Source organism: Ruegeria haliotis (assembly GCF_013377785.1).
In the GTDB taxonomy this organism is placed as follows: domain Bacteria; phylum Pseudomonadota; class Alphaproteobacteria; order Rhodobacterales; family Rhodobacteraceae; genus Ruegeria; species Ruegeria haliotis.
The window spans coordinates 225,187-240,192 of the sequence record NZ_JABXWT010000003.1 but is presented as its reverse complement, the minus strand read 5'-3'; the positions used below and the strand labels follow the sequence as shown (position 1 = coordinate 240,192).

The following is a 15,006-nucleotide window of genomic DNA, read 5'->3' as shown; positions in this document are numbered from 1 at the left end:
TTGGCGCGTTCCTCGCGGCTTAGCTGTCCCGGGCAATAACGAAGCGGGCGGCGTCCTTCAAGGTTTCAGCCTTTGACCCATACCCCTCAAGCGCTGTACAGGCCTGATCCACCAGATCAGTGGCACGCGTTTTGGCGGCCTCCAGCCCCAGCAGTGAGACAAATGTAGCCTTGCCCGCATCGGCATCCTTTTGCAGGCGCTTTCCGGCCTTTTCGGCATCACCTTCAACATCAAGGATGTCGTCTGTGATCTGAAAAGCAAGGCCCAATGCCCGGGCATATTGGCGCAAGGGCTCAGGATCGGCCTGGACCAGTCGGGCGCCCGCGCAAGCGGACCATTCGATCAGAGCACCAGTCTTGCCCGCCTGCAACCGGGTGATCGCCTCAAGCGACAAAGGTTCCGCCGCCGATTCAGCCGCAATATCCAGGGCCTGCCCCAGAACCATGCCCTGCGCACCACTTGCTTTGGCCAGTGTTAGAGCCATTTCCGCACGAATTTCAGCGTTTCCAGCATTTGGGTGCGCGCAGAGTTCAAACGCAAGGGCCTGCAACGCATCACCCGCCAGAACTGCGGTGCCCTGATCCCATTTGACATGAACCGTCGGCCGCCCACGGCGCAGATCGTCATCATCCATACAGGGCAAATCGTCATGCACCAGCGAATAGGCATGCAGCGCCTCAATACTTGCAGCGGGCCAGATAGCCTGCGCCTCATCGACCCCATGCAGCCGCGCACTTTCCAGCACCAGAAACCCGCGTAAACGCTTGCCACCCTGCGTGGCATAAGCCATCGCACGGGTCACTTCGATGTCATCCAGAGCGCTCAGAACCAGATCGAACTGTTCCTGAATGCGCACCGCGTCTTGCGCAAGTCTTTCGCGAAACATTCAGAGACCTTCGACAGGCGTCGTCCCGGTCGGCTGACCATTGGCATCCAGAGTGATGGCCGCGACTTTTTCTTCGGCGCGCTTCAACTCGTCCTCGCAGCGCTTTTTCAACGCGGCCCCGCGTTCATACAGCGCGATGGATTGATCCAAAGCAACGTCGCCACGTTCCAGCTGTCCAACCACGGCCTCAAGCTCTTTCATCGCCTGTTCGAATGTCATCTGCTCAACTGGGGTATCGGTCATCGGGCTGCCTTCATCAGTTCTTCCACATGCGCGCGCGTTGCATCGGCAAGCGCGTTCAGATCATACCCGCCTTCCAGAGTCGAGACGATACGGCCATCACATACCTCATCGGCGATCTTGCACAGCTCAGCCGTAACCCAGGCGAAATCGCCGGTGGACCAGTTCAGATTGGCCAGCGGGTCATCCTGATGGGCGTCAAAACCCGCCGAGATGATGATAAATTCAGGTTTGAACGCGCGCAGACGCGGGAAAGCCTGCGATTCATAGGCCGATCGCATCTCGGCCCCGCCCGCACCGGGGGCAAGCGGGATGTTCAGGATCGTTTCATAGGCGCCGGTCTCATCCACTCGCCCGGATCCGGGCCACAACGGCATCTGCTGACTGGTGATCACCAAAGCACGCCGCTCGTCCCATAGCAGATCCTGCGTACCATTGCCGTGATGAACGTCGAAATCAACCACGGCAACCCGGTTCAAACCGTGATGGTCCAACGCATGCTTGGCCGCCAGTGCAGCGTTCCCAAACAGGCAAAACCCCATTGCAGTGTCTGTTTCTGCGTGATGACCCGGCGGTCGGATCGCGCAGAACGCATTCGGAGCGTCCCCGCCCAGCACCATATCTACTGCGCGCACAACCGCCCCGGCTGCACGGTAAGCCGCATCAACTGATCCCGGTGACATGAAAGTATCGCCGTCGATCTGTGCGTACCCTTCGTTTGGGCAATTGCTGCGTATCTCGCGGATGTGACTTTCGGGGTGGATGCGCAGCAGATCGTCATCCGCAGCCATAGGCGCGGTGACCCGGTTCAGGTCCAAAGCTTCAAGCGCATGCAGAATATGTTCCAGCCGCGCTACCCGTTCAGGGTGCCCGTCAGGCGTCACGTGGCCCAAACAATCGGCGTGGGTCAAAAGGGCGGTCTTCATCGGGGTCCCCTGTTCATCTGGCCAAAAATACCTTCGCCGAAGGCTTAAAATCGCCGCGCAGCGGCAAAATCAATCCGGCGCCAGCATGTAGCCAGCGCCGCGCACGGTTTGTAGATAGCGCGGTTGTTTCGGATCCTGCTCGATCTTGCGGCGCAGGCGGGTGATCTGAACATCCACGGCACGTTCCTGCGCCTGCCCCTTGTCGCGCCCGAGGTCTTCGACCAGCTTTGCCCGGGTGATCGGCTCACCGGGCTGGGCCGAGAATATCTTCATCAACTGGCTTTCCGTGGCGGTAAGACGGACCGGGTCTTCACCCTGCCACATCTCACCTCGCTCGATGTCATAACGGATCGGGCCAAGGTTTAGGATCTTGGTTGCCGTGTCCTGCGCCGGGGTCTCGGGCATACGCCGCAGGATCGCGTTGATCCGCAACAGCAGCTCTTTGGGCTCGAACGGTTTGGCCAGATAATCATCCGCACCCGCCTCAAGTCCTGCAATCCGGTGCTCGGTCTCTCCGCGCGCGGTCAACAGCAAGATGGGTGTGCTGTGTGTTTCGCGCAAGGCGCGGGTCAGGCTGACGCCATCTTCGCCCGGCATCATCACATCCAGAATGATCATATCGAAATCCAGCCCAGACAACACCCGCCGTGCATGGGCGGCATCGCGCGCCGCCGTGACCAGAAATCCGCTCCGCATCAGGAATTTCTTGAGCAGATCGCGAATGCGCTCGTCATCATCAACAATCAGCAGATGGGCATCCATGTCACTCATGAGGTCGTTTCCCGAAGTTTCGTATAAGCATGACGCATATCAGCATCCATCATCGCTTCAAGCACTTTGCGAAATCCGGCCACAGCTTCGGGTCCGGCATCCTTGTATGCGGCGCGCATCCGGGCGCGTTGTGCATCCGACAGTTTGGTCTCAAGCGCTTGCCCCTGTTCCGTCAAAAATAGGTGCCGTTCACGTTTGTCCACTGTGCCAACGCGGCTTTCGACCAGACCATCGTCAATCAATGTCCTGAGAACCCTATTTAGAGACTGTTTTGTCACGCCCAGGATTGCCAGCAAATTGTTGACGGTCGTTCCCGGCGCGCGTTTGATAAAGTGGATTGCCCGATGATGTGCGCGGCCATAGGCCATTTTGGTCAGGATACGATCCGGATCGGCGGTAAAGCCGCGATAGGCGAAAAACATGGCCTCGATCCCTTGTCGCAACTGCTCGTCAGTCAAAAACAACAGGCTTTCACCCCCGAACAGTGGGGCGGGGCGGATTTCGGACATATCATGCCTCATTCGTTACACGGGCCGACTTTAAGTCAGCGTTATTGACATTCCAAGGGTGGACAGGTATCGAATCTCAGTTTCTGCGCAACTTTATGTCCACTTCGGACTTATTTGGCGCAACAATCGAAAATTTAACCCGAGTCAGGAGGTTTCGCATGGCGGGGTATGACGATCGTGATGGTGTCATCTGGTTGGATGGCAAACTGGTGCCCTGGCGCGACGCCAATGTGCACATTCTGTCCCACGCGATGCACTATGCCTCGTCCGTGTTCGAAGGTGAGCGGGCCTATAATGGCAAGATCTTCAAAAGCCGCGAACATTCCAAACGTCTGATCGCCTCGGCCGAGGCGCTGGATATGCCGATGCCATATACGGTTGATCAGATCGAAGCCGCCAAGAACGAAGCCCTGAAAGCCAGCGGATTGCAGGACGCCTATGTGCGCGCACTGGTCTGGCGCGGCTCGGGAGAGGATATGGGTGTGGCTTCGGCTAGAAACCCGGTACGGATGGCCATCGCTGTTTGGCCGTGGGGTGCCTATTACGGTGACGCCAAGATGCAGGGTGCCAAGCTGGACATTGCGGAATGGAAACGCCCCAGCCCCGAAACCATCCCGGTTCATGCCAAGGCGGCGGGCCTTTACATGATCTGCACCATTTCGAAACACAAGGCCGAGGCCAAGGGCTGTTCGGACGCATTGTTCATGGACTACCGCGGCTATGTGGCCGAAGCGACAGGCGCAAACGTGTTCTTCGTCAAGGATGGCGAGGTGCATACGCCACTGGCAGATTGCTTCCTGAATGGCATCACCCGCCAGACGGTGATCCAGATGCTCAAGGACAAGGGCGTGACCGTTCATGAACGCCGCATCATGCCTGAAGAAATGGCTGGATTCGAACAATGCTGGCTGACAGGAACCGCTGCTGAGGTCACCCCAGTCGGGCAAATCGGCGATTATGTGTTCGAGGTCGGCGACCTGACGCGTGAGATCGCAGAAGACTACGAAAACCTCGTGCGCGCCTGATCGCAAAGCCCGGAAAAACACGAGCCCTCGCTGAAATCGGGGGTTTTTCTTTGCCATTCGTGTGAAGATTGTTGCCGATCGTTCAATCCGCTGGACGATTGCGCAAGTTCCTATACCTTGTCCATATGTTGGATCTGCTCAGCGATATTCTCACACGCCTGTCCCTGCGCGGGACATTCTATTTTCGCACCTCATTCACGCCGCCCTTCGGGATACAGGTTCCCGCGTTCGAGAATGTGGCCCGGTTTCATTTTGTTCAGCGCGGTGAGCTGAAGGTTCATGTTTCGACCACGGGCGAGACTCTGAGATTGAGGCAGGGCGATCTGATCCTGATCCCTCACGGCGCAGCCCACGCCCTGTTGTGCAACGAAGTCCAACCGCTCGAGGCCCTTCCGTTAGAGCAGGTCTTGCAGGACTCGGGCTATCAGGGGGACGGCGTTCTGGTCTATGGCGGCGCAGACGAAGGCCGGGATACACAGCTGATCTGTGGGCACTTTTCCTTCTCAGGTCCACCGGGCGGACGTGGCACCGGGCATATGCTGCTCGACCGGCTACCGCCCTTTATCCTTATCGAAAACTATGGCGAAGAGGCCGGCGCATGGATCGAAGCCACGCTGCGCATGATCGGGTCCGAAGTGGGCGGCGCGCGGATTGGCGGGGATCTGATTGCACTGAAACTGTCCGAAGTACTGTTTGCGCAGGCGATCCGGGCCTATCTGGAACACCAAAGTCCCAGCGATGCGGCTTTGGCTGGTTTTGCCGATCCGCGCATATCGCGTGCCCTGACCGCATTTCATCACGGCCCGGCCCAAGACTGGAGCGTTGAGTCTCTGGCGCGCGAGGCCGGAATGTCCCGAACAGCGTTTGCCCAGCTTTTTGCAGAGAAGATGGGCGCGACGCCCATGCAGTATCTGACCTCGTGGCGCATGCAAATTGCTTGCCACGGGCTGACAGAAAGCCGGTGGAACGTGGCAGATGCAGCGGCCGAGGTTGGATATGCCTCTGAGGCGGCGTTTTCACGCGTGTTCAAGAAGCAGCTCGGCGTCTCTCCGGCCGCTTATCGGTCGATGCACTGATAATCCTGCGTATCTGAACGATCTGCAATATTTCGCGAACGATCCGGGCTGATACGTTCGATGAACCTGTCCTATCTTGGGGCTACACCAAGCAAGGAAAGGAGCTCTCATGTCTCTTCGGTTCGTAACCCGCAACGTGCACGCTTATCTCGACTATCCTGTGGCCCTGGCGCTGATGGGGCTGCCTTTTATTCTGGGGCTGGGTCAATCCAACCCGATGGCTTTGTGGCTGTCCGTGGTCACTGGTGCTGCGGCTTTTGTACTGACTGTCCTGACGGATCACCATCTGGGGATCTGGCGGGTTTTACCCTACAAATTTCACCTGGCCGTGGATCTGATCGTTGGGATCACATTTCTGTTCGCGCCCAGCCTGTTCGGGTTTTCGGGCATTGATGCCGCGTTTTATTGGCTCAACGGTGCCGCTGTCGTGCTCGTCATATCGCTGAGCGCACCGGAACAGGGTGTGACAGCCTGAGTCAGACGTCCACAATCTTGTGGCATCGACCTGACATAGTCCGAATACTGAGCCGTGTGTTTGAATAGCACACGGCTCACTTTAGTTCACGCCACACGCCGGGTTCTCGGTTGCTCAGTACTGGCCTGGTGATTTTCAACTTGCATTTCCCGACAAAAACAATCAGATAAAAGGCAACGCCAGATGACATGTCATCAAGCACTTCCTTTCGGGGCGGCTTGCGGGCTTAGCGCAACAAATGGTGAGGGCACGCCGCCGCCCCGGAAACGACCACCGATTGGGGCGTCACAGGGTTGAAAGAGTCAGGGATGAGCGATCCGCTTGATGAGATCATTGCCCGCCATGATGCGGCCACCGCGTGCGGGTGCAGCTGCTGCGACGAAGACTTTGCAGCCTATGTCGAGCAGAAGAAACGCCAGCTACAGATTCAGGAGACGGATACCGATCAATCCCTTCCCGATAGCGCGGCCAGTCGGCGCGGATCTGTTCGTTATGTATTCGAGTATCTACTGGCGAAACGAACCACAACAGGTGATTGATCGACGCGGCGCATAGGCAGGTCACGCCGATCTTGTCATTCCCTAGAAGTCCACGCCACGCTGCGCTTTGATTCCGGCCTGGAACGGGTGCTTTTCCTCGGTCATTTCCGTAACGAGATCAGCATAATCCCGCAGCGCTTGCGGTGCATCACGACCCGTCAGGAAAACGCTTGTACGCTCAGACCGCGCGTCCATTCCTGCGATCACCTGTTCGGCCGACAGGTATTCATAGCGCAGCGCGATATTGATTTCGTCCAGTACGACCAGATCATAGTCACCACTTGCCATCAGAGCGCAGGCCTTGTCGAACGCCGCGTTTGCAGCTGCGATGTCACGGTCGCGATCCTGCGTATCCCAGGTAAAGCCCTCGCCCATCGTGTGCCACGTCACCAAATCCCGCTCTTCAAAGAACCGGCGTTCACCAGTTTTCCATTTGCCCTTGATGAACTGCACCACAGCGACCTTCTGGCCCCAACCCAACGCACGGATCACCACGCCAAAAGCTGCCGAGGATTTACCCTTGCCCTTGCCAGTGTTGATCAGAACAAGCCCACGGCCCGGATCAACCGCCTCGGACACTTTCTTGCGGTGCTTGGCCTGCACCTCTTGCATCTTATCTTTGTGATCCTGCGCGTCGCTCATGGGGAACCCTCTTTGACTGTTGGGCCCAACCTAGGGGAAGTTCGCGAAAGGTAAAGTCACGGTTTGTGATCGGTCAGGGATCGGGCCTTGCCGCGTTCCAGACCCAGTTGATGTTCGCGCCAGATCACCACCACATTGCCCGCGATGACCAGCGCCGCCCCAATCAGGATAGCCACTGTCGGCAGTTCGCCGAACCAGACATAGCCGATGACGATAGCGAACAGCATGCTGGTATAGTCGTAAGGCGCCAGCATCGAGGCCTGACCAAACCGATAAGACGAGGTTACGAGGATCTGGGCAACGCCCCCGATCAAGCCCATCGCAACCAGAAGCGCCGTTTGCTCCCATGTCGGCATGGTCCAACCCCAAAAGGCGGTCAGCCCCGACAGCAGGGCCGCTGTGACCGAAAAATAGAATACAATCGCAGCCGGATGGTCGACCTGAACCAATTGCCGGATGTGGATTTGCACAAAGGCGCGGGCGATGGTTGCCGCCAAAACGCAAAGCGCGCCGATGGTTGCCGCCGTTTCCATGTCGTTGCTGCCAAGGCGCGGCCATATCATGATCAGAACGCCCAGCAGGCCGAGTACGACCGCCCCGATACGGATCATGCGAATGCGTTCACCGAGCATGACGGCGGCCAGAATCAGGGTGAAAATCGGTGTGGCGTAGCCGATCGCAGTCACTTCGGGCAGTGGCAACAGGCTGAGACCCGTGAAGGTCAGCCCCATAGCCGTTGTCCCCAAAACACCGCGCCAGAAATGGCCCATCGGCTTTTTGACAACAAAGCCTTGTGCCAATTCTCCGCGTGAAATCAGCCAAATGATAATTACGGGGACGGCAAAGAGTGACCGGAAGAAGACCAGCTCACCGGGCGGAAAATCCCCGGACAGGGCTTTGACCAGCGCTGACATCGACGTGAACAAAAACAGGGCGCTGAGCTTCAGCGTCACGGCCAGTACAGGTCGATGCGATGTTAAGGATTTTGCCATCGGCGCGACCCTGCGCTTTTGCTGCGCAAAGATCAACGGGTCTGGTCAACGGGTGGTCCAGGTCTGCGGCAGGGGGTTGCCGATCTCTTCGGCAAAGTCATCAAGGAAGCTGATCATGCGCTCTGCGCGTCGCGTTGCAATCTGCTTTCCAGTGTCGGTTAACATTTCGTGTGGCAGGTTCAGCAATTTGACTTTCCAATGGTCGATGGAGAAATGCAGATCATCCAGAGGCCGTCTCTCGGCAAATGGATCAGCGGGATCATAGAGTGCCCGCCCCAATGCCCCGGACACAGAAAAAGTGCGAGCGATGCCAATCGCACCCAGCGCATCCAGCCGGTCGGCATCGCGCAAAATCCGGGCCTCTGTCGTTTCGGGTGGGATGTTGGCGGAAAAACTGTGCGCTGTGATTGCGTGCCCAACGGCTTGGATCTGGATCGCATCGTATCCAAGTTCTGCTAGAATAGACTCTGCTTCAGATGCCGACTTGCGCGATGCGAGATGGCGATGGGGATCGTCTTTAGGCAAATTCACCAGATCATGCAGGTAGCTGGCTGCCAGAAGCACAGGCATGTCGGTCCGGTCATCCGCGATGGCTTGCGCGTTGACCCAGACACGATCCAGATGGGCCAGATCATGCGCGGGATCGGTTGCCATGCGCTGCGAAACAACAGCGCGCAGCCGGTCGCTCAGATCAGCCAATCTGTCCACGGTTCTCGCCGATCTGGCCGCGATGCAGCAAAAGATGATCCAGGATCACACACGCCATCATCGCCTCACCCACCGGGACGGCGCGGATGCCGACACAAGGGTCGTGGCGGCCTTTGGTGATGATCTCGGTTTCCTCACCGGATTTGGTGATGGTCTTGCGGGTTGTCAGGATCGACGAGGTCGGCTTGACAGCAAAACGCACGACCACATCTTGCCCGGTTGAGATTCCGCCCAGAATGCCACCAGCGTGGTTCGAACTGTACTGAGGGCCGTTCTGGCCCATGAAGATCTCGTCCGCGTTGGCGTCGCCGGTCAGTTCAGCAGCGGCCATACCTTCGCCGATCTCGACGCCTTTTACGGCGTTGATCGACATCATTGCGGCCGCTAGATCAGTGTCTAACTTGGCGTAAACCGGCGCGCCAATCCCTGCTGGAACACCGCGCGCCACAACTTCGACAACGGCACCGACGGAATTGCCGGATTTGCGTAGATCGTCCAGATAAGCCGCCCAATCTTCAGCAGCCTGCGCATCCGGAGTCCAGAACGGGTTCTGTTCGATTTGGGACCAGTCGAAATTTTCCCGGTCAATCTTGTGAGGACCGATTTGGCTCATGTAGCCGATGATCTGCACATTGGGCGCGATCTGTTTGATCGCCTCGCGCGCCAGCCCACCAGCGGCGACCCGAGCAGCGGTTTCGCGGGCCGAACTACGCCCACCGCCGCGATAATCCCGGATACCGTATTTCTGCCAATAGGTGATATCGGCGTGACCCGGACGGAACTTGTCCATGATATCGCCGTAGTCTTTCGAACGCTGATCGGTGTTTTCGATCATCAATTGAACGGGCGTGCCGGTTGTCTGACCTTCGAACACGCCGGACATGATTTTCACTTCGTCGGCTTCGCGGCGCTGAGTGGTGAATTTATTCTGCCCCGGTTTGCGCTTGTCCAGCCAGTGCTGGATCATGCCCTCGTCAATCGCAACGCCCGGTGGGCAACCATCGACTGTGGCGCCCAGTGCCGGGCCATGGCTTTCGCCCCAAGTGGTGACGCGAAAAAGATGTCCAAAGCTGTTCATCGACATGGGGCGTGCTCCTTTGAGGGTCGTGATTAGCGGGCAAGGCCCTTGGCCTCAAGCGGATTTGCGTGTGTACAGCCGATGTGCGCCGCCCCGGGGGCGGCGCGTTTGAGTATTTTTGAAAAGATGAAGATCAGGTGGTCTGAGACAAAATTGCGTGGGTCGCTGTGATCTTCAGGGCGGCATGGGCGGCTTCGCGGCCTTTTTCCACAAAGTTCTCGCGGTATATGGCGTTGTGGTGGTCTGTTTCCTGATACTGGTGCGGGGTAAGCGAGACAGACAGGACCGGAATGCCCGTGTCGAGACCTGCGCGCATCAACCCATCGACCACCCCTTGCGCCACAAAATCGTGACGGTAGATGCCGCCATCCACGACAAAAGCTGCACAGGCGACTGCAGCATAGCGCCCGGTTTGGGCAAGATCGCGGGCCAGCAGAGGCATTTCGAAGGCGCCGGGGACGTCGAAAACATCAACCAGGTCGGCGGGGATGAGTTCCAGAAATCCATCCAATGCGCGGTCAACGATATCGGAATGCCAGTTGGCTTTGACAAAGGCATAGCGGGTGTGTGTCATCATGATCTCCTTTCGTAACAGACACGTCACCCAAGGCGATCACGAGCAGACCCGCCGCATCATGGGCGTGGCTTGCGCGTTCTCTTTCATCCGGACTGTAACCGTCGGCTCTGGTTTCTCACCAGATCTGCTGACACCCCGGATGAATCCGGGGCCGCTCGCGGGCTTACGGATCGTGGCCCGCATACCGCCGGTGGGGAATTTCACCCCGCCCTGAGAACAAAGAGGACCTTGCCAAGGACGGGATGCTTCTGCAAGAGAATTTGGCAGGAGGATCACCATGCATCCCAACCTCGCCTTTCGCGCCGAAGATCGCGCGCATCACCTTTCTTTTGCACGCGAGCGCGCCTTTGGTGTTCTGGCCTTGTCGACGGATGACGCACCTTTGATCAGCCATGTGCCCTTTTTGCTAAGCGAAAACGGAACGGTAGCTGAGCTGCACCTGGTTCGTTCGAACCCCATTGTCCGGGCACTGAAGGAACCTCAGGTCGCCCGGATCGCGGTATCCGGGCCGGACAGCTATGTTTCGCCGGATTGGTACGGGGTGACGGATCAGGTGCCCACATGGAACTATGTCGCCGTGCATCTGACCGGGCGGCTTGAGCTGCGCCCTCAGGAAGAATTGCATGATCTTCTGGACCGCCAATCTGCCTTCTTCGAGGAGCAACTGTTGCCCAAACCGCCCTGGCGCGCAAGCAAGATGACCCAGACGGCACTGAGCCGTATGATGCGCATGATCGTTCCATGCCGAATGGACGTTGAGGATATTCAAGGCACCTGGAAGTTGAACCAAAACAAAGCTGATGATGTACGTTTAGCTGCCGCGGATCACGTTAAGGCGGATGGATTCGGCAGTGAGATTGTACGGCTGGCCACGCTGATGCGGGATTCGTGACCAACCAACCGGTCAATTGCTGAAGGTCGCCAGATAAGCCGCGATGTCGTCCGCACCCTTTTTCAACTTGACGCTCATGTTCGGGCGTGCCGTTTCATCATCCAGATATTCCTTAATGAAACCAATCGGGTCCTGGGAATAGGTGGCAATGTTTTCTTCGCTCCAAACCAGCCCTTCTTGACCGGCGCGGATCATGTCATCGGTAAACATGCCGACGGGCAAACGCTCGCTGCCGTTGAGGTAATCGTACTCGGACCCGGCGACGCGCCCCACGACACCGTAGAGATTCGGGCCGGTGATTCCACCCTTCACCAGAACCTCGCCATCCTTGATGATCGCGTGGCACGACGAACAGCGGTTGTAGAGTTTTTCACCTTTTGCCGGGTCGCCAGCCGCAGCAACCTGAGTGGAAAGCGCCATCATGAACAACGTGGCGGCCAAAGTGATCTTTGACATGGGGTTTCTCCTGAGTAGCGTTCGCGCGCAGTGGCGCTTTCCTGCATTCGCGCTAAAAGTGCAACAAAAAATCATTCGGCATTCTGAAAATAAAATTATCTATTTAAAAGTAATGATTTACCTTGGAAAATATCTCGCTTTGGTAGAATGAAAAACGGTCTGAATGCACCTGGAATGACAAATGACCCGAATTACGGATCCGAGCATGAGAAGACGGGAAAATCACTGCTACCACTGCGCCGCTTGGATCGAATCAACATCGCTCGGTTCGGAGGAGCGACAAAAGTTGTGACTGGGATTCAAGAAAAATGCCGGTTGCGTTGTGACATAATGCCCAGATGCGGCGTAATGCGCGCCTAAGACCGCTGGACGAACCGTATTCTCCCCGATAGATACCCCGGCTAAGACACCGCATTCGTGCGGTGCGCGAGCTATTTGCCCGTTCTCGGGCGCCAGAAAATCGGAGATAACCTCGTGTCCCACGCAGAAGACCACGAAGGCACCCGCAGAGATTTCCTCTACTACGTCGCTGGCGGCGCAGGTGTCGTAGCCACGGGGGCGGCGGTCTGGCCCCTTGTCAATCAGATGAACCCCTCGGCGGATGTGCAGGCATTGTCCTCGATTCGTCAGGACGTCAGCGGGGTCGAGCCGGGCACGCAGCTGACCGTGAAATGGCTGGGTAAGCCTGTGTTTATCCGTCACCGCACCGGTGCCGAGATCCAGGAAGCGCAGGAACAGGATGCCGAAGGTGTTGACGCGCTGCCTGATCCGCTGGCCCGCAACTTGAACCTGAACGCCGATGCACCGGCAACCGACGCCAACCGTGTCATGCCGTCGCCCGAAGGCGAAGCGCCAGGCGCGTGGATCGTTCAGATGGGCGTTTGCACCCACCTTGGCTGTGTGCCTCTGGGAGATGCTGGTGATTTCGGTGGCTGGTTCTGCCCCTGCCACGGCTCGCACTACGACCTTGCCGGTCGTATCCGCAAAGGCCCCGCGCCTGAAAACCTGCCCATTCCGCCCGTCGAATGGGTGGACGACAGCACAATCAAACTCGGCTAAGGAAGACCCAGATGTCCGGAATTCCCCACGATCATTACGAGCCGAAGACAAACGGCGAAAAGTGGCTGAACAGCCGCCTGCCCATCGTCGGCCTGCTTTACGACACCCTCATGATCCCGACCCCCAAGAACCTGAACTGGTGGTGGATCTGGGGCATAGTCCTGGCGTTCTGCCTGGCGCTGCAAATCGTCACCGGTATCGTTCTGGTGATGCACTACACGCCGCATGTTGATCTGGCCTTTGCCAGCATCGAACACATCATGCGCAACGTGAACGGCGGCTATATGCTGCGCTATATTCACATGAACGGCGCCTCGCTGTTCTTTGTCGCGGTCTATATCCACATCTTCCGCGGCCTGTTCTACGGCTCGTACAAAGCCCCGCGTGAGATCACGTGGATCGTTGGCATGCTGATCTATCTGATGATGATGGGCACCGCGTTCATGGGTTATGTTCTGCCCTGGGGTCAGATGTCGTTCTGGGGTGCAACCGTGATCACCGGCCTGTTTGGCGCGATCCCGTTTGTCGGCGATGCGATCCAGACCTGGCTGCTGGGCGGACCGGCGGTGGATAACGCCACGCTGAACCGCTTTTTCTCGCTGCACTACCTGCTGCCGTTCGTGATTGCGGCGCTGGTCATCGTGCATATCTGGGCCTTCCACACCACCGGCAACAACAACCCGACAGGTGTTGAGGTTCGTCGCACGTCGAAGGCAGACGCGCAGAAAGACACGCTGCCGTTCTGGCCCTATTTCGTGATCAAGGATGTGTTCGCTCTGGCGGTCATTCTGGTCGTGTTCTGGGCGATCGTCGGCTACATGCCGAACTATCTGGGTCACCCGGACAACTACATCGAAGCCAACCCGCTGGTCACACCTGCACACATCGTGCCCGAATGGTACTTCTTGCCGTTCTACGCGATCCTGCGGGCCTTCACCGGTGAAGTTTGGGTCGTTCAGTTCGCCAGCTTTGTCACTGGTGGCATCGTAGACGCCAAGTTCTTTGGTGTTCTGGCGATGTTCGGTGCAATTGTGGCTATGGCTCTGGCGCCTTGGCTGGACACATCGACCGTACGCTCGGGCACCTACCGTCCGATGTTCAAATGGTGGTTCTACCTGCTGATCATCGACTTCTTTGCCCTGATGTGGCTGGGCGCGATGCCCGCGGAAGAGCCTTATGCCTCTTTCTCGCTAATCGCATCGGCCTACTGGTTCGCATATTTCTTCGTGATCCTGCCGATCCTGGGTGTGATCGAGAAGCCCGAGTTGCCGCCGGAAACCATCGAAGAAGACTTCAACGCGCATTATGGCAAGGCTGACGCCGACGCCACGCCGGCCGAGTAAGAGGGACTGGAAACCATGTTCAAGAAACTTGCAATCGGCGTCGCGTTTGCTCTGGCCCTTACCCCTGTTGCGTCTATCGCAGCAGGTGACGGCGAGCAGCATATCGAAGACTTCCACTTTTCGTTCGAGGGTCCTTTCGGCACCTTCGATCAGCACCAGCTGCAGCGCGGACTTCAGATCTACACCGAAGTTTGTGCAGCCTGCCACGGCCTGAGATACGTGCCCCTGCGCGATCTGACGGCGCTGGGTTATTCGGACGAGCAGGTCATCGCCTACGCGGCCGATAACTTCGAAGTGTTCGACCCCGAGCTGGACGACTTCCGCCCGGCTATTCCGACTGATCACTTCCCAATCAACAACGGTGTAGGCGCACCTGACCTGAGCTTGATGGCCAAGGCACGAGCGGGCTTTCACGGTCCTTACGGGCTGGGCATCAACCAGTTGGTCAAAGGCATGGGGGGCGCAGAATACATCGCCTCGTTGCTGCACGGCTATACCGGACACGAAAAAGAAGAGGCAGGCGCGGTTCTTTATGAAAACACCGCCTTCCCCGGCGGCTGGATTTCAATGGCCCCACCGCTGTCGGATGAACAAGTCGAGTTTACCGATGGTCACGAGAACACCGTCGATGCCATGTCTCAGGACGTTGCAGCGTTCCTGATGTGGGCGGCTGAGCCCAAGATGATGGATCGGAAGAACGCCGGTTTTGTTGGGGTGATCTTCCTGACCGTGCTTTCGGTTCTGTTGTATCTGGTCAACAAACGTCTGTGGGCACCGATCAAGGGTCGCAAACACTAAAGCGTCTTTGATCT

Annotated in this window: 19 protein-coding genes and 1 riboswitch; of the genes, 8 read left to right on the top strand and 11 right to left on the bottom strand. The window is 57.7% G+C overall.

All coding sequences use genetic code 11. The annotated features are described in order from the left end of the window. Window positions 1-19: 19 nt before the first annotated feature. From HW561_RS09710 to HW561_RS09690, 5 genes are all read right to left on the bottom strand, one after another. On the bottom strand, window positions 20-886 hold the full coding sequence (locus HW561_RS09710; protein ID WP_176864128.1) for a polyprenyl synthetase family protein: 867 nt from the start codon (window positions 884-886) through the stop codon (window positions 20-22). After that, the gene (locus tag HW561_RS09705; RefSeq protein WP_176864126.1) at window positions 887-1,129 is read right to left on the bottom strand and encodes an exodeoxyribonuclease VII small subunit; all 243 of its coding nucleotides are present in this window, start codon (window positions 1,127-1,129) and stop codon (window positions 887-889) included. After that, window positions 1,126-2,052 carry a histone deacetylase family protein gene (locus HW561_RS09700; protein WP_176864124.1) on the bottom strand — a complete coding sequence of 309 codons (927 nt, stop codon included), beginning with the start codon at window positions 2,050-2,052 and terminating at the stop codon, window positions 1,126-1,128. Before HW561_RS09700 ends, HW561_RS09705 begins: the two co-directional genes overlap by 4 nt. Before the next feature lie 69 nt (window positions 2,053-2,121). Then, entirely contained in the window at window positions 2,122-2,823 is a 702-nt protein-coding gene (locus HW561_RS09695; RefSeq protein ID WP_176864122.1) for a response regulator, read from the bottom strand. Then, a complete protein-coding gene (locus HW561_RS09690) occupies window positions 2,820-3,332 on the bottom strand; it encodes a MarR family winged helix-turn-helix transcriptional regulator (protein ID WP_176864120.1) in 513 nt (170 codons plus the stop codon). Before HW561_RS09690 ends, HW561_RS09695 begins: the two co-directional genes overlap by 4 nt. Before the next feature lie 158 nt (window positions 3,333-3,490). On the opposite strand from HW561_RS09690, the gene HW561_RS09685 reads away from it, so the two are divergent. The 4 genes from HW561_RS09685 (at window position 3,491) to HW561_RS09670 (ending at window position 6,447) form a co-directional block, all read left to right on the top strand. Beyond that, window positions 3,491-4,357 (top strand): branched-chain amino acid aminotransferase, encoded by an 867-nt coding sequence (locus HW561_RS09685; RefSeq protein ID WP_176864117.1) that lies wholly within the window; start codon window positions 3,491-3,493, stop codon window positions 4,355-4,357. A gap of 125 nt (window positions 4,358-4,482) precedes the next feature. Continuing rightward, window positions 4,483-5,433, top strand: coding sequence for an AraC family transcriptional regulator (locus HW561_RS09680; protein WP_176864466.1), 951 nt, complete (start codon window positions 4,483-4,485; stop codon window positions 5,431-5,433). Window positions 5,434-5,542: 109 nt separating this feature from the next. Further along, entirely contained in the window at window positions 5,543-5,908 is a 366-nt protein-coding gene (locus HW561_RS09675) for an SPW repeat domain-containing protein (protein WP_176864115.1), read from the top strand. Window positions 5,909-6,216: 308 nt separating this feature from the next. Beyond that, window positions 6,217-6,447, top strand: coding sequence for a hypothetical protein (locus tag HW561_RS09670; protein WP_176864113.1), 231 nt, complete (start codon window positions 6,217-6,219; stop codon window positions 6,445-6,447). Between the two features lie 42 nt (window positions 6,448-6,489). Here HW561_RS09670 and cobO read toward each other — a convergent pair whose 3' ends face one another. From cobO to HW561_RS09645, 5 genes are all read right to left on the bottom strand, one after another. Continuing rightward, window positions 6,490-7,089, bottom strand: a complete 600-nt coding sequence (cobO, locus tag HW561_RS09665) for a cob(I)yrinic acid a,c-diamide adenosyltransferase (protein WP_176864111.1) — start codon at window positions 7,087-7,089, stop codon at window positions 6,490-6,492. 56 nt (window positions 7,090-7,145) lie between these two features. Then, window positions 7,146-8,081 (bottom strand): DMT family transporter, encoded by a 936-nt coding sequence (locus tag HW561_RS09660; protein WP_176864109.1) that lies wholly within the window; start codon window positions 8,079-8,081, stop codon window positions 7,146-7,148. Window positions 8,082-8,126: 45 nt separating this feature from the next. Beyond that, a complete protein-coding gene (locus HW561_RS09655) occupies window positions 8,127-8,789 on the bottom strand; it encodes an HD domain-containing protein (RefSeq protein WP_176864107.1) in 663 nt (220 codons plus the stop codon). Then, complete coding sequence (gene aroC, locus HW561_RS09650) at window positions 8,773-9,873, bottom strand: chorismate synthase (RefSeq protein ID WP_176864105.1); 1,101 nt, start codon at window positions 9,871-9,873, stop codon at window positions 8,773-8,775. The genes HW561_RS09655 and aroC overlap by 17 nt, the downstream gene beginning before the upstream one ends. Before the next feature lie 127 nt (window positions 9,874-10,000). Next, a complete protein-coding gene (locus HW561_RS09645; RefSeq protein ID WP_176864103.1) occupies window positions 10,001-10,441 on the bottom strand; it encodes a 6,7-dimethyl-8-ribityllumazine synthase in 441 nt (146 codons plus the stop codon). A 74-nt stretch (window positions 10,442-10,515) separates the two neighbouring features. Then, a riboswitch (FMN riboswitch) is annotated at window positions 10,516-10,666 on the bottom strand. A 55-nt stretch (window positions 10,667-10,721) separates the two neighbouring features. On the opposite strand from HW561_RS09645, the gene HW561_RS09640 reads away from it, so the two are divergent. Further along, window positions 10,722-11,336: an FMN-binding negative transcriptional regulator gene (locus HW561_RS09640; protein ID WP_176864101.1), complete on the top strand. Its 615-nt coding sequence runs from the start codon at window positions 10,722-10,724 to the stop codon at window positions 11,334-11,336. 12 nt (window positions 11,337-11,348) lie between these two features. Here the strand turns inward: HW561_RS09640 and HW561_RS09635 are convergent, their stop codons facing one another. Further along, window positions 11,349-11,792 carry a c-type cytochrome gene (locus HW561_RS09635; RefSeq protein WP_176864099.1) on the bottom strand — a complete coding sequence of 148 codons (444 nt, stop codon included), beginning with the start codon at window positions 11,790-11,792 and terminating at the stop codon, window positions 11,349-11,351. Between the two features lie 474 nt (window positions 11,793-12,266). Here HW561_RS09635 and petA point away from each other — a divergent pair, with 474 nt between their 5' ends. From petA to HW561_RS09620, 3 genes are read left to right on the top strand one after another with little or no spacing between them, the layout of a single operon-like run. Next, window positions 12,267-12,851 (top strand): ubiquinol-cytochrome c reductase iron-sulfur subunit, encoded by a 585-nt coding sequence (gene petA, locus HW561_RS09630; protein ID WP_176864097.1) that lies wholly within the window; start codon window positions 12,267-12,269, stop codon window positions 12,849-12,851. Window positions 12,852-12,862: 11 nt separating this feature from the next. Next, the gene (gene petB / locus HW561_RS09625) at window positions 12,863-14,194 is read left to right on the top strand and encodes a cytochrome b (RefSeq protein WP_176864095.1); all 1,332 of its coding nucleotides are present in this window, start codon (window positions 12,863-12,865) and stop codon (window positions 14,192-14,194) included. 15 nt (window positions 14,195-14,209) lie between these two features. Next, window positions 14,210-14,992, top strand: a complete 783-nt coding sequence (locus tag HW561_RS09620) for a cytochrome c1 (RefSeq protein ID WP_176864093.1) — start codon at window positions 14,210-14,212, stop codon at window positions 14,990-14,992. The last annotated feature ends 14 nt before the right edge of the window (window positions 14,993-15,006 follow it).

Excerpts from the sequence above, each read along its gene's own strand:
- HW561_RS09690 (WP_176864120.1), bottom strand. The coding sequence starts at position 3,332 with ATGTCCGAAATCCGCCCCGCCCCACTGTTCGGGGGTGAAAGCCTGTTG.
- HW561_RS09705 (WP_176864126.1), bottom strand. The coding sequence starts at position 1,129 with ATGACCGATACCCCAGTTGAGCAGATGACATTCGAACAGGCGATGAAA.
- HW561_RS09710 (WP_176864128.1), bottom strand. The coding sequence starts at position 886 with ATGTTTCGCGAAAGACTTGCGCAAGACGCGGTGCGCATTCAGGAACAG.
- HW561_RS09635 (WP_176864099.1), bottom strand. The coding sequence starts at position 11,792 with ATGTCAAAGATCACTTTGGCCGCCACGTTGTTCATGATGGCGCTTTCC.
- HW561_RS09670 (WP_176864113.1), top strand. The coding sequence starts at position 6,217 with ATGAGCGATCCGCTTGATGAGATCATTGCCCGCCATGATGCGGCCACC.
- HW561_RS09695 (WP_176864122.1), bottom strand. The coding sequence starts at position 2,823 with ATGAGTGACATGGATGCCCATCTGCTGATTGTTGATGATGACGAGCGC.
- HW561_RS09700 (WP_176864124.1), bottom strand. The coding sequence starts at position 2,052 with ATGAAGACCGCCCTTTTGACCCACGCCGATTGTTTGGGCCACGTGACG.
- HW561_RS09645 (WP_176864103.1), bottom strand. The coding sequence starts at position 10,441 with ATGACACACACCCGCTATGCCTTTGTCAAAGCCAACTGGCATTCCGAT.
- aroC (WP_176864105.1), bottom strand. The coding sequence starts at position 9,873 with ATGTCGATGAACAGCTTTGGACATCTTTTTCGCGTCACCACTTGGGGC.
- HW561_RS09685 (WP_176864117.1), top strand. The coding sequence starts at position 3,491 with ATGGCGGGGTATGACGATCGTGATGGTGTCATCTGGTTGGATGGCAAA.
- HW561_RS09675 (WP_176864115.1), top strand. The coding sequence starts at position 5,543 with ATGTCTCTTCGGTTCGTAACCCGCAACGTGCACGCTTATCTCGACTAT.
- HW561_RS09620 (WP_176864093.1), top strand. The coding sequence starts at position 14,210 with ATGTTCAAGAAACTTGCAATCGGCGTCGCGTTTGCTCTGGCCCTTACC.
- HW561_RS09640 (WP_176864101.1), top strand. The coding sequence starts at position 10,722 with ATGCATCCCAACCTCGCCTTTCGCGCCGAAGATCGCGCGCATCACCTT.
- HW561_RS09680 (WP_176864466.1), top strand. The coding sequence starts at position 4,483 with ATGTTGGATCTGCTCAGCGATATTCTCACACGCCTGTCCCTGCGCGGG.
- cobO (WP_176864111.1), bottom strand. The coding sequence starts at position 7,089 with ATGAGCGACGCGCAGGATCACAAAGATAAGATGCAAGAGGTGCAGGCC.
- petB (WP_176864095.1), top strand. The coding sequence starts at position 12,863 with ATGTCCGGAATTCCCCACGATCATTACGAGCCGAAGACAAACGGCGAA.
- HW561_RS09660 (WP_176864109.1), bottom strand. The coding sequence starts at position 8,081 with ATGGCAAAATCCTTAACATCGCATCGACCTGTACTGGCCGTGACGCTG.